This window comes from Bacillus sp. AFS040349 (assembly GCF_002577655.1).
In the GTDB taxonomy this organism is placed as follows: Bacteria; Bacillota; Bacilli; order Bacillales; family Bacillaceae; genus Metabacillus.
Genome location: NZ_NUMC01000065.1, coordinates 20,356 through 32,958, shown reverse-complemented (window position 1 = coordinate 32,958; position 12,603 = coordinate 20,356). Strand labels below are relative to the sequence as shown.

12 protein-coding genes and 2 pseudogenes are annotated in these 12,603 nt (G+C 34.5%); 9 read left to right on the top strand and 5 right to left on the bottom strand.

Features of this window, described 5'->3' with window-relative positions:
- Positions 1–145: 145 nt before the first annotated feature.
- The 5 genes from COD11_RS14740 (at position 146) to COD11_RS14720 (ending at position 4,500) form a co-directional block, all read left to right on the top strand.
- Positions 146–475, top strand: a complete 330-nt coding sequence (locus COD11_RS14740) for a PadR family transcriptional regulator (RefSeq protein WP_098797660.1) — start codon at positions 146–148, stop codon at positions 473–475.
- Positions 462–1,028, top strand: coding sequence for an HAAS signaling domain-containing protein (locus COD11_RS14735; RefSeq protein WP_176551099.1), 567 nt, complete (start codon positions 462–464; stop codon positions 1,026–1,028). Before COD11_RS14740 ends, COD11_RS14735 begins: the two co-directional genes overlap by 14 nt.
- A complete protein-coding gene (locus COD11_RS14730; RefSeq protein ID WP_098797658.1) occupies positions 1,025–1,918 on the top strand; it encodes a DUF4097 family beta strand repeat-containing protein in 894 nt (297 codons plus the stop codon). Before COD11_RS14735 ends, COD11_RS14730 begins: the two co-directional genes overlap by 4 nt.
- Before the next feature lie 180 nt (positions 1,919–2,098).
- Positions 2,099–3,106, top strand: a complete 1,008-nt coding sequence (asnA, locus tag COD11_RS14725) for an aspartate--ammonia ligase (RefSeq protein WP_098797720.1) — start codon at positions 2,099–2,101, stop codon at positions 3,104–3,106.
- A gap of 389 nt (positions 3,107–3,495) precedes the next feature.
- Positions 3,496–4,500 carry a sensor histidine kinase gene (locus tag COD11_RS14720; protein ID WP_231308864.1) on the top strand — a complete coding sequence of 335 codons (1,005 nt, stop codon included), beginning with the start codon at positions 3,496–3,498 and terminating at the stop codon, positions 4,498–4,500.
- A 37-nt stretch (positions 4,501–4,537) separates the two neighbouring features.
- On the opposite strand, the pseudogene COD11_RS28210 reads toward COD11_RS14720, so the two are convergent.
- Both COD11_RS28210 and COD11_RS28205 read right to left on the bottom strand, forming a co-directional pair.
- Positions 4,538–5,218, bottom strand: a pseudogene (locus COD11_RS28210) (methyl-accepting chemotaxis protein); the annotation flags it as partial.
- Between the two features lie 258 nt (positions 5,219–5,476).
- Positions 5,477–6,430: pseudogene (locus COD11_RS28205) on the bottom strand (nitrate- and nitrite sensing domain-containing protein); the annotation flags it as partial.
- Between the two features lie 867 nt (positions 6,431–7,297).
- Here COD11_RS28205 and COD11_RS14710 point away from each other — a divergent pair.
- The gene (locus COD11_RS14710; RefSeq protein WP_098797656.1) at positions 7,298–8,260 is read left to right on the top strand and encodes a calcium/sodium antiporter; all 963 of its coding nucleotides are present in this window, start codon (positions 7,298–7,300) and stop codon (positions 8,258–8,260) included.
- Positions 8,261–8,294: 34 nt separating this feature from the next.
- Here COD11_RS14710 and COD11_RS14705 read toward each other — a convergent pair whose 3' ends face one another.
- Positions 8,295–8,597, bottom strand: coding sequence for a DUF5634 family protein (locus tag COD11_RS14705; protein ID WP_231308865.1), 303 nt, complete (start codon positions 8,595–8,597; stop codon positions 8,295–8,297).
- 75 nt (positions 8,598–8,672) lie between these two features.
- Positions 8,673–9,431: a uracil-DNA glycosylase family protein gene (locus COD11_RS14700; protein ID WP_098797654.1), complete on the bottom strand. Its 759-nt coding sequence runs from the start codon at positions 9,429–9,431 to the stop codon at positions 8,673–8,675.
- Positions 9,432–9,608: 177 nt separating this feature from the next.
- On the opposite strand from COD11_RS14700, the gene COD11_RS14695 reads away from it, so the two are divergent.
- A complete protein-coding gene (locus COD11_RS14695) occupies positions 9,609–10,220 on the top strand; it encodes a flavodoxin family protein (protein WP_098797653.1) in 612 nt (203 codons plus the stop codon).
- Here COD11_RS14695 and COD11_RS14690 read toward each other — a convergent pair.
- Complete coding sequence (locus COD11_RS14690) at positions 10,187–10,390, bottom strand: hypothetical protein (RefSeq protein ID WP_098797652.1); 204 nt, start codon at positions 10,388–10,390, stop codon at positions 10,187–10,189. The genes COD11_RS14695 and COD11_RS14690 overlap by 34 nt on opposite strands.
- 143 nt (positions 10,391–10,533) lie before the next feature.
- Here COD11_RS14690 and COD11_RS14685 point away from each other — a divergent pair, with 143 nt between their 5' ends.
- Entirely contained in the window at positions 10,534–12,168 is a 1,635-nt protein-coding gene (locus COD11_RS14685; protein ID WP_098797651.1) for a methyl-accepting chemotaxis protein, read from the top strand.
- Positions 12,149–12,580 carry a methyl-accepting chemotaxis protein gene (locus tag COD11_RS14680; RefSeq protein WP_176551098.1) on the top strand — a complete coding sequence of 144 codons (432 nt, stop codon included), beginning with the start codon at positions 12,149–12,151 and terminating at the stop codon, positions 12,578–12,580. Before COD11_RS14685 ends, COD11_RS14680 begins: the two co-directional genes overlap by 20 nt.
- Positions 12,581–12,603: the final 23 nt, after the last annotated feature.

The window sequence follows — 12,603 nt, the reverse complement described above, 5'->3', positions numbered from 1 at the left end:
GTAGAATCATGTCGTTTGTTAAATAATATTATCCAGTACCTTGCATTGTTCACTAGGATGGTATATTATGTTAATTGTAGTTATTGAATAATGTCTACTACCTTATAATGTTCAGTACCGGGTTATACTGCTTAGGAGGAATATAATGAATGTGCAATTTAAAAAAGGAGCATTGGAGCTATGTGTGTTAATTCTAATTTGTAGAAAAGATCAATACGGTTATGAATTGGCTCAAAATATATCGAGTAAAATTCAAGTGGCAGAAGGAACGCTATACCCTTTATTAAGAAGATTAACAAAAGAAGAATATGTGACAACGTATCTAGCCGAATCATCAGAGGGACCTCCAAGAAAATACTATTCACTAACTGATAAAGGTAAGGGGTATATGAATATTCTTATTGAAGAGTGGACTCAATTTTCAAATGCTGTGAATGAATTTATTTTGGAGGGTACCAAAAGTGAAGAAAAATAACTTTATGAGGAAATTAGAGGAGCTTTTATCAAGTGTTCCAGAGGTAGATCGAAAAGAGATGCTCTATGATTATGAAGAGCATTTTACTGTAGGCCTAGAGGATGGCAGAACAGAGGCTGAGATTGTCAATGAATTAGGTGATCCACATTCTATTGCTAGGGATTTGCTTTCGGAATACAAGTTAACAAGATTGGATCATCAAAAACAAGGAACGAATACATTAAATGTCATTTTAACGGCAATTATGATGGGCTTTTTAAACCTGGTTTTTGTTTTAGGGCCTGCGTTGGGTATTTTTGGAGCATATATTGGTTTAGTTGCAGCATCATTCATACTTATTATTTCACCTTTAGCTATTATAGGATCAGTTATATTTAATGGACTTGAAGATCTTGCAATTGTTTTCTTTTTATCTATGATTACATGCGGATTAGGTATTTTACTAGGGATTGGCATGTTGAAAACAGGGAAGTTCCTATTAAAAGCATTCCTTAAGTATATGAACTTTAATAAAAAAGTAATTTACGGAGGAAAAGGGGTAAAAGCGGCATGAAAAAAGCGGTGATGTTTGCATTTTTCTTAATTGTTGTTGGTATTGCAGGTTCTGTTGTTACGGCAGCTACGACCGATGTATTTTCACTTGAAAAGAGAGAGATTGTTCAACAGGAAGAGGTAAAAGGGACTGAAATTCAGCAAATAGAGGTTGGTACATCTTCAACAAACATAAAAATGGTTCCTTCAAAGGGAGATTCTATCGAAGTAAAATTAACTGGGAAAGTTAGTGAGAAGCTTAAAGATAAATATAAGCTGGTTATTACAGAAGAAGGAGATAAAGTAAACATTCATGTGAAAAATCAGGATTTATACTTCTATGTTGGTTTTTCCTTTATCGAACTGAATTTAGAGATTGAAGTACCTGAAAAGGATTACCAGTCCTTAGTTGTTGAAAGCTCTTCAGGAGATATAGACATTTCTCAGCTTAAGGTTGAAGAATTTAGTGCAGAAGCTAGCTCTGGTGATATTACGATTGATCAAATGTCAGTTAGCACTAATAATAAAATGGAAGCAAGCAGTGGAACAATAAATGTGAAAAATTCATCAGCAAAAGCTTTTGATGTAGGAGCTAGCAGCGGAGACATTATTCTCCGGAACGTTGACGGTCATGTTGAAGCTGAAACCTCTTCAGGTAGTATTGAGATGAACAATAAACAGGTTACTGGTAATATAAATGCAGTGGCATCAAGTGGAGATGTTATTATAGGTTTTGATGAATCTCCTAAGTCGCTTTCTGTTGACTTTAGGGGAAGCTCAGGAGATGGAATCATTGAGCTGGAAGGCTTCAGTTATGAAGACAAATCAGAGAATAGTATTAACGGGAAGATTGGTAGCGGGGAATATGAGCTTAAGGTAAGAACATCATCCGGTGATTTTCAATTGAAGTAAGGTATTTTTTATAAAGGGGTGCTACTATGCGTGGCATCCTTTTTGGGTCATGTATCACTTAAAATAGGCTATTATTTAGTTCACAATCATACTGGACTTTCATACTTTAAATTAGTTATTACCCTAGGGATTAAAAAGCAAAGAACAGCGCTGTTTCTTTTAAATGTTGGAGGCCTATTAATGAGTAAAACGTATGCTTCATCGAGATATTGTTCGTTACTAAGTTTAGTAGAAACAGAAGAGGCAATAAGGAAGCTTAAGGATTTTTTTGTTATGAACCTTTCCCAATCGTTAAATATCATGAAAGTTTCTGCCCCGATCATGGTTAAATCGGGAAATGGAATAAATGATAATTTAAATGGAATAGAACGTGTCGTTTCCTTTGATGCCTTAGATTCTGACAGCAGCATTGAAATTGTGCAATCTTTAGCAAAGTGGAAAAGGATGGCAGTAACTCGCTATGGCTTTCAAAATGATGAAGGCTTATATACGGATATGAATGCGATTAGAAGAGATGAAACCTTGGATAACACTCATTCTCTATACGTTGATCAGTGGGATTGGGAAAAAGTAATCTCAGAGGGACAGCGGAATGAACAAAAATTAAAGGAAGAAGTCCAAAAAATTTATGAATCAATTAAGATAACTGAACAATATATGTTCGGTTTATATCCAAAGCTTACTCCGACTCTACCAAACAATATTGCGTTTATTACAGCTCAGGAGCTTGAACAACTATATCCTCAAATCTCCCCGAAAGAAAGGGAGGATGAGATTGCTAGAAAATATGGGGCTGTATTTATTATGGGCATTGGTGGAGATTTGCCTTCAGGTGAAAAGCATGATGGGAGATCACCAGATTATGATGATTGGACTTTAAATGGCGACATTATCCTTTGGAATCCTGTATTAGAAAGAGCGTTTGAGGTATCTTCTATGGGGATTAGAGTTGATCGGCATGCACTTTTAAAGCAATTAAAAGAATCTAACTGTGAAGAACGTAAATCACTAGACTATCATAAAGCCATCTTGAATGAAGAACTTCCTTCTACAATTGGAGGAGGAATTGGGCAATCAAGATTATGTATGTTCTTATTGAAAAAAGTTCATATTGGCGAGGTGCAAGCTTCTGTTTGGAGTGAACAAATAATAAAAGAATGTGAGGATAACAATATTCCATTACTATAAATTAAATGAACGTGCCTTAATAGGTACGTTCATTTAATTATTAACTTTTAACGGAGCAAGGGATATAATAATGTATTGAACGTCTTTGTGAAAATTAACTAGACGATCAAATTATGTGTTAGTTAACCTCTTTAAGGAAATACTTAATGAGGTCAAATAATCAAAAAGGTGTTTTTATGAAGAAGTTAAAATTACATATCAATAAAACTTTATACTATATTTCAATTCTAATAATTATTCTAGTTATGGTTACGGGGCTGATGGTCGGAAACACTCATCTTGATACTTTTAACTCTGGGATACTGTTACATATAATTCTTGTTACTATGTTTTCAATTTGCTTGATACTCTACCCGAGCTTTGAAACACACTATTTTAGAATGGTGATCATGCTAACAGCTTCTGCATATTTCTATGGTCTCTTTTTCATATACCCGGAAACCTGGTCAACATTTGTGTTTATTTGTTTAATTCCAGCAATCTCAATTTTATTTTTTGATGCAAGACTTTTTTATTTCTCACTTTTTTTAAATGTAGTGCTAACATCAGCAACATTTGCTTATATTATTTTTATTGATCAAGGTAAATTATATCCTCATATAAAACTTGATATTGTAGGAAATGTTATTAATTTTGTTGGTATACAGGCAGTTCTCTATCTACTTTTTTACATTTCCTATTTTAGAATTAAGCAATTAAAAGGCTATTACGAGCAAGTTCAGCAGTCTGAACGGTTAAAGACGGCGGGTCAACTTGCTGCTGCGGTAGCCCATGAAATTAGAAACCCTTTGACCGTTGTAAAAGGGTTTCTACAGTTGTATAAAAAAGAGGAATCATTCGATGAACAGGTAAAGAGAAATTTTTCTTTAATGATTGATGAATTGGATGCTGCTGAGCATGTTATTTCTCATTTTTTAACGATAGCTAAACCAGACAAAGAGGTTAAATTAGAGAAAATAGATGTAAGGGATGCCCTTCAAAGTGTGGCTGATTTACTAAATTCCTATGGCCTTTTGAATGATAACAAAATTGAGTTGCATGTAGAAGACAACTGTTATATTGCTATTAATTTAATAGAATTTAAACAGTTAACAATCAATTTAATGAAAAATGCAATAGAAGCCTCCAGTCATGGTTCCAAGATTTCTGTAGTAGGCAAAAAGGTAAAGAATTCAGTTGAAATAAGGATTGTTGATGGAGGGATAGGTATGTCTGAGTCAGAAATTAAGAATCTCGGCACACCTTTTTATTCGTTAAAAACGAAGGGTACTGGATTAGGGTTGATGATATGCTTTAACATAGTTGAGAAGTATAACGGAACAATTGAGTTTGTGAGTGTTGAAGGGGACGGAACAACTGTTATCATTCGTTTTCCTTTCGTTCGTATAAATTAAAAAGGAGGGTGAAGACAATCACCCTCTTACCTTGACATTAAATTTGGAATCGTCGAATTTGTTCTGAGAGTTGATCAGATATCTGTGATAATTCACCCGCTCTATTTGATACTTCTTCCATTGAGCTTGTGGATTGCTGTGAAGAAGCTGCTGTTTGTTCAATACCTGCCGCTGCTTCTTCTGAGACAGAGGCAATTTCTTCAATAGAATTGTTCATTTCACGGCTGCTATCAACAATTATTTTTAAATTAGTCGAGATGTGTTTAATATTTGTGACCATTTCTAATACAGATTGAGAAATGGTTTCAAATGTTTTACCTGTTAACTCAATTTGTCTAGAACCCTCATCAACCTCTTTATATCCTACCTGAAGTGATTGTACAACATGAGAAGATTCATTTTGAATTTTATTTACGATGTTTGTAATATCAACGATAGATGCTTTTACTTGCTCTGCTAGTTTTCTTACTTCATCGGCTACAACGGCAAATCCCTTTCCGTGTTCACCTGCTCTGGCTGCTTCAATCGCAGCATTTAGAGACAATAGATTTGTTTGTTCTGCAATTTCTTGAATGACTAGAACTAATTTTGAAATTTCTTTTGATTGTTGATCTAGACCTTGTACTTTATTGACAGCATCCTTAACAATACTGTCAATTGTCCCCATTTGATCAACAGACTGACTCATTAATAGGCTTCCTTCCTTTGTCATAGACAGAACTTCATTTGATGTTTCAGAAACATTTTCACCACTTATGTTTGCTTCTTGTATTTTTCCAACGAAAGTTTCCATCATTTCTAATAAGTTTGTTGAGCTTGTAGCTTGGGATTCTGCTCCAAATGAAAGCTCTTGCATTGTTGTAGCAATTTGCTCGCTTCCCTCTTTTACTTCATTTGCTGAGTGGGTTAGCTCAATACTTTGATTGGATAAATTCTCTGTCACATGTGTAACGCTCTCAATCATTTCCTTTAAGCTTCTTTGCATTTCATTTAAAGCAATAGCCAATTGGCCAATCTCTGTTTTAGGATTGAAATTTAATTCATTGTTCGTTAAATTTCCATTAGCTATCTCTTGGATATGTTTCAGGATCTTCTTAATCGGCTCAGTAATGGAACGACTAGTAAAGATTCCGAATAAAATAAGAGCAACTGTTATCACTAGTAAAACAACAATGTACGTAATTAACTCAGCTTTTGCACTGCTTTGAAGGTTATTGGATTGATCTGTAAGGGATTCGGCAATCGCATCTTCAACCTCTTTGAAAAGATTGATTTTAGTTGTCATTTGTGTGTACCAATTCTCACTATCAACATTAAAATTTTCAGAAGTATTAAATGCTTTTTCCCTCATCTGTTTAACATCTTCTACTACTTGATTGCTTAAATGCTGTTCAAGCAAAGATAATACTTTGTTATTGGTTTCAGCATTTTGAAACAAGGATAAATATGTATCCTGTTGAGCAATAAGTGAGATAAACTTTTGATATTCCCCGCTTGAAAATGAATCTCTTGCAAAAACATTACTCATTAGAGCACGTTCAATACCTGTTTTTTCCTTAGCATTCATAAATAACACATAAGCATTTACTGATTTTGCAAGATCAGCATTAGGTGAAATTTTAGAAATATAGCTCATAACACTAAGCATTTTTTCGTTATGATGAGTGTAGTAGCTAATCCCTATCGAATCCTCAATTTGTTGATTACTTACATTTTCCCTGTGCTCGGACAATTGATCTTTAATTTTTATCGCTTCTTGTAGTTCTTTTGTAAAATCTTCACCATATGGTTTTGGATCAAAGCTACCGAGGAATTTATTAAGATCATTTAGTTTTGTATCTGTTACTTTTCGCTGTTGGGCTACCTCTGAACTGAATTTCTGACCATCACTACCCATGAATACCCCGGTAGCACCTCGTTCTTTTTGCATTTCATGAACAAATGCACTGATTGTTGTTGAAAGGTTGATTAACTCACCTAACTGTGATGCTTCTTTGACTGTTTTACTTCGTTCAATTGTACTAATACCTGCTAGTGCTAATATAACAAGTAGAGGTATCGTAATAAGAATAAATAACTTTCTGCTGATTTTCATTGACTTTCCCCACTTATCGTAATGATATATGCATATTATAAATGCAATAAAATCATATCTGATTTATGTGTAAAAAGTAACGGGAATAGATTCCTATTATGAGGGTTAACTAGTAATAAGGTACTATTAATTCTTTAGGTGCATCAATAAAATTAGCAGAATAGCTGCTGCAGTTTCCGAATACAAAAAACGAAATCAGCACACTTAAGTTTTTGTCAGCATAAAAATTCGCAAACTCACTGTTATTCCAATTGGGTGCTAAAAATAATATCTAACTACCAGAGGGTGGGTTATGATTCTGAGAGGCGGATAAATAAAGCAACCTTCTTGAATTAAGTAACCATTATATAAATAAGCGGAATTTTTCTGGTTAGACTGAAGGATAGAACCGATTTTTGGGATATAAGCGGAGTTCTTCCGGTTAAGCAAAGGAAAATGGTCCATTTTCATCTTTTTTGATTAAATAGGCGGAATCTTTCCGTCTATTTAATCTGTTTTTCATGATATTTCCTCAATAAAAGGAATTTCTCCACTTATTTTCTGGAGATTGATGAAGGTTTGCAAATTGCTTTCTTTTTAATTTTAGTACGACGAAAAGCAATGTAAATTCGATTTTTGTACTTCATCATTGAACCTATTAGTGGCAAATACGACTGTTTTACTAATACAATATTAGTAATAAATAGAAAAGGAGTTGAATAAATGTCCTATCTTTTATTAATCGTAGGTATTGCTTTACTTATTAAGGGGGCAGATTTTTTCGTTGATGGGGCATCAAGTATTGCTCGTGCTTTACATGTGTCGCCATTACTAATTGGGTTGACGATCGTTGCTTTTGGAACTAGTTCACCGGAAGCAACTGTAAGTATCATTGCTGCATTAGAGGAAAATGCAGGAGTTGCAATAGGGAATGTAGTGGGAAGTAATATTTTGAATATCACCTTTGTTGTTGGGGTAACAGCACTTATAAACCCCTTAAAGGTAGAAAATGAAACAATTAGAAAGGAAATTCCTTTTACATTATTAGCGAGTGTGGCCCTCCTTATTTTAGTAAGTGATGTGACGCTTCAATCCTTAGAAGCTAATTTCATTACAAGAAGTGACGGATTAATATTCTTGTTATTTTTTGCAGTGTTTTTATATTACATTTTTGAGGTAGCGAGAAATAGTCGGGAAAAGATAAAAGAAGAAGCTTCAGTATCTAAAACAAGTCCACCTTCATGGGGGAAAAATAGTATTTACACAATAGGTGGCTTAGTAGCTATTATTATCGGGGGAGACTTGGTCGTTGATCATGCCACTGTTATTGCTTATTCATTTGGGATGAGTGAAACATTAGTCGGTTTAACGATTGTAGCGATTGGTACATCATTGCCTGAGTTAATAACTTCAATTACGGCTGCTATTAAAAAAGAAGGAGATATTGCACTTGGTAACATTGTTGGAAGTAATATTTTTAACATATTATTTGTCCTTGGTGCAGCCTCTGTTATTTCTCCATTAGCCGTGGATAGCAAGATATTTGTTGATCTTATCCTTATGATTGTCTTAACGCTTATTTTACTTGTGTTCTCAAGAACAAGCTTCAGAGTCGGCCGTCGTGAAGGGACATTTCTTGTAGTGGCATATATTCTCTATATGATTTATATCATAATTAGAAATTAAAAATTCAAAGAGGGGATTGATCCCCTCTTTGAACCTAAATTGAACGTAAAGCGTCATCTAAATTATCAAACCCGCTAACATCGTCAGTGTTTGCCTCATCTGTTTCAACAGTCCAGAGATCTCTACCAGGAGCTAATTGTCCTTCTTCGTTCTTAAGATACGGGGTATGTATCATATACGTTTTTCCTTCTTTTCGTATTGTGTAGCCCATATGATAAATATCTTTCTGTCCTTGCTCTTCAAACACACCAATATCCTCTATCCCATATTTAGTCATAAGAGGCTGAAAAGAATGCTGTAACTCTCTAACTACATCGTCTCGATTAGTATATTCCATCATCATTGCTCCTTTCATCTAGCTATTCTTAATATGTCTGACAAGCCTTGATTTCATAATGAAAACTTAGGTGTTTTAAGAAAAAAGAGTTGCCCATTCCAACACAGTTGATATAAAAGATTGCTTGTTTTCTGTGAATTGTTTTATTCTATGTCCATTTGCACCAGATGGATGGGGAAAATTAAATAAATAAATATGATCATTAAGCTTATTATTTTTTATTAGGTTTTTCAAAACCTCTTCCACCATTTTGCCTAAGGGAATGACTAATGCAGGTGCTTTTATCTGTGATAGCTCCTTGGGAAACATTTCATATGCGTAAGAAGTTAATAGTGAAGAATGGTTAATTTTGGGTCGATGTCCAGTATAGTTTCTCCCTTGATAGAAAACAGGGTATTTTATGATTGATGTTGTATGGAGAAAGTCGCGATTTTTGCTAAACAAATAAGAAGAGCTTTTTATTTGAAAAACATTTTGAATTCCACAATGATCGAGCATGTTGATTAAATTCTTCCTCATAGCTCCTGAAAAGCTTGCAGCTATTTTAGCTTTTTTTAGTGTCTGTTCGAGTGTGGAAGACTCTGAAATAGGTAAGCAGTCAATAACTTGTTCAAAGGCTGCCTTCATTTGAGTCCAACCTGGTGTAATTCCTATTATGACAATCTTAGCTTGATGGTTGATGTATTCATTATGTGGTGAATAGTACATGGTCAACTCGTTATCTCGGTCGTGATCAATCAAAAATGACGTTGTTAATAAATCTTGTTTTTTTAGTGGTTTAATAAGATTTGATGATTGGATAACAGGTAAGAAGGATTGTAGCTTGGATTCCATGATTTCTCTCCCATTTGTTATTGAAGTCTTATTTTATGTACTTTTCTAAAAGACATACATCCAAGGAATCTGGGGGAATTTGCTGTAGGGTTATTTCTGAAATTGTCGAAAAAAGGTTTTAATATAGGCTCGATGTGGAATGAAAGAAACAACACCCATAATAAAGGAGCTGTTGATATGAAAGCATTGTATTTAAATACATCATTAAAAAAGAGTAATCAGGAATCTAACACAAGTGCACTTATGAAAGAGTCAAGATATTGGTTGGAAAATAAAGGTGTTACAACCGAGGAATTAAGATTAGCAGATTATCAGATTGCATACGGTATGGAATCCGATATGGGTGAGGGAGACCAATGGCCTGAGGTATTAGAAAAAGTAAAAGAAGCAAATATTGTTGTCATTGGGACACCGATTTGGTTAGGTGAAAAAAGTAGTATTGCCACTTTATTAATGGAAAGATTATATGCTTCAAGTATGGAAAAAAATGATAAAGGGCAGAGTATTTTTTATAATAAAATTGGTGGAGCAGTTGTAACGGGAAATGAGGATGGTGCAAAGGAGTCTGCAAAATCACTTCTGTACGGACTTCAGCACATTGGTTTTACTGTTCCGCCAAATGTTGACGCCTATTGGGTAGGAGAGGCAGGTCCAGGTCCCTCATATATAGAAGAAGGAAGAGGTAATGACTTCACGAACGGAAAGGTCAAAACATTATCTTATAACCTTGTTCATTTTGCAAAGCTACTAGTGAATCATCCTATTCCAGCTGAGGGTAATACACTATAAATGAATTTTAAAAGGCTTCCGAATATATGGAAGCCTTTTAAAATTGAATAGAAGTTAGCGGTTAAAGTGGAAAGACAGTAAGAGTCCTTTACCCTCGTAAACAAAGCACTACCCCTCATTAAAGCTTCTTGTGCTTCTTGTAATTTTTCTTCTGCTTGTTGCTCATTCATTCCCAACCCACCATTTTTTAAATTAGTATAAAATTCCACCAATGAAATGCAGTGATAAACATCACTGTTTATATTATTGATTTATAGTAAAAAAGTATTAAGTGATAAATAAACCATTAGAATCATCAAGAGGAGAACATAATATGAAGAAATTACTGACACCTGCTATTGCCTTATTAAATCGATTTTCATTCTCAAAAAAGTTCCTACTACTGTTTGTTATTATCTTCTCGATAGTAGGCGTATTAGTTGGAAGTGTGGTTGTGAAAATTAATAGTGAGCTCTCATTCGTAAAACAAGAGCAAGTTGGTACCAAGGTGTTGTCGGAATTATATCCATTAATTCAACTAACACAGCAGCATAGGGGATTAACAGTTAATGTGATCTCAGGAGATCAATCAGCAGAGTCCAAGCTACAAGAGGTTCGAGGGAAAATCACAACACAAATGGATTCTTTTCAAGCAGCTTTGTCTAAAGAAACTTCTATGGAAAAAGTAAGTGATGATGTTAAAGGTGTTGTTCAAGAATGGGAAAAAACTAAAGATACAACACTTACTATGAGTGTTGGAGATTCAGTTGCACAGCACAATCAGTTGATTTCATTAATGCTCCAAATGCTTCTGGATATTGCAGACGAAACAAATCTTACTCTGGATTCAGATCTTGTTAATAACCATATGAATAATTTATTAGTTCAAACTCTACCACAAATAACAGAATTCATGGGGAAATCAAGGGCTGTTGGAGTTGGAGTTGCAACTAAGCAAACGATGACAGAGGATGAGCGAATTCAACTAATTTATTTAATGAGGATGATGGATGAATACATCATTACAGCAGACAGGACTTATCAAAGAATCTTTGAACTAGATCCTTCCATAAAAGACTCAATGGGACCGTATGTAACAGAGTCAATTACAAATGCAAAAGAAATTGTTGAGATTATTAATAAAGATATACTAGAAGCATCAAAGATTACAATAGAACCGAATGTTTATTTTGAAAAAACAACGATGACGATTAATAAGATTTATGAGTTATTATCGTATCAAACTGATGGATTAGATAAAGTTTTAGATGAAAAAGTAATTTCACTTAGTACTGAGCGTTTCGTGACAATTGGTGCGGCAATCTTTGTGTTACTTATCCTAATTTACTTAGTTACTGGTTTTTATTTTGGAATAAAAGATTCGGTGCGAAAAATACAGCATGCGACAAACAAAATTGCTCACAAGGATTTGTCTGCAACACTTGATATTACCTCAAAAGATGAATTTGGGATGATTTCAACTTCTCTAAATTCAATGATTGTTGCTGTAAGAGAAGTTATTCAGAATAGCCAGCAGGTTTCTCAAGAAGTTGCCTCAGCAAGTCAAGAGCTGCTTTCTATAACAGAGGAAACAACTCAGGCGACAAATACAATTACATCTTCTGTTGAAGAAGTTGCGATGATTGTTGAGCAGCAGTCCACTCAATCTAAGGATAATGTTGAATTAGTTCAAAACCTTTCAGAGAAACTAAACTCAATTTCTATTGTTACATCTGAAGTATCATCTTCCTCTACTACTTCAGCGGAAGAAGCAGAAAAAGGGAATCGTAATGTAAATGAGACGATTACACAGATGAAGGTCATTCAAGACGCAGTAAAAAGAACGTCTGATGTTATTCAGAGATTGGGAGAAAGATCAAATGAAATTGGTTCCATTTTAGACGCGATTACATCAATTGCCCAACAAACATGCGGTGGTTGCAGGAGAAGTGAAAAAACTAGCAGATGAATCATCACAATCTGCAAATAAAATCCGTCAAATTATTAGTGAAATACAAGCTGATACAAAGGATACCATGGGAGCAATGGAAAGTGTGGCTGCAGAAACAAATGAAGGAATGAACTTAGTAGAATTAACTGGTACTTCATTCTCGCATATCTTTGAAAGTACAAAAAAGGTAGCAAAAGAGATCGAAGAAATAGCAAATTCAGCAAACGGGATGCTAAACAGGGTAGATCAATTATCTTCATCAATACGAGAGTCAGCGAAACAAACAGAAATAACAGAAGAGAGTACACAAATGGTAGCTGCATCTACAGAAGAGCAGCTAGCATCAATGGAGGAAATTACTTCCTCAGCTAATGAATTAAGTACAAGAGCTCAACATTTACATGATATTGTTGAGGAATTTAAATTATAAAGGTGGGTGTCCAGAATTAGAAA

Excerpts from the sequence above, each read along its gene's own strand:
- asnA (WP_098797720.1), top strand. The coding sequence starts at position 2,099 with ATGAGTAAAACGTATGCTTCATCGAGATATTGTTCGTTACTAAGTTTA.
- COD11_RS14705 (WP_231308865.1), bottom strand. The coding sequence starts at position 8,597 with ATGGAATATACTAATCGAGACGATGTAGTTAGAGAGTTACAGCATTCT.
- COD11_RS14690 (WP_098797652.1), bottom strand. The coding sequence starts at position 10,390 with ATGAATGAGCAACAAGCAGAAGAAAAATTACAAGAAGCACAAGAAGCT.
- COD11_RS14695 (WP_098797653.1), top strand. The coding sequence starts at position 9,609 with ATGAAAGCATTGTATTTAAATACATCATTAAAAAAGAGTAATCAGGAA.
- COD11_RS14700 (WP_098797654.1), bottom strand. The coding sequence starts at position 9,431 with ATGGAATCCAAGCTACAATCCTTCTTACCTGTTATCCAATCATCAAAT.
- COD11_RS14730 (WP_098797658.1), top strand. The coding sequence starts at position 1,025 with ATGAAAAAAGCGGTGATGTTTGCATTTTTCTTAATTGTTGTTGGTATT.
- COD11_RS14740 (WP_098797660.1), top strand. The coding sequence starts at position 146 with ATGAATGTGCAATTTAAAAAAGGAGCATTGGAGCTATGTGTGTTAATT.
- COD11_RS14685 (WP_098797651.1), top strand. The coding sequence starts at position 10,534 with ATGAAGAAATTACTGACACCTGCTATTGCCTTATTAAATCGATTTTCA.
- COD11_RS14720 (WP_231308864.1), top strand. The coding sequence starts at position 3,496 with ATGCTAACAGCTTCTGCATATTTCTATGGTCTCTTTTTCATATACCCG.
- COD11_RS14710 (WP_098797656.1), top strand. The coding sequence starts at position 7,298 with ATGTCCTATCTTTTATTAATCGTAGGTATTGCTTTACTTATTAAGGGG.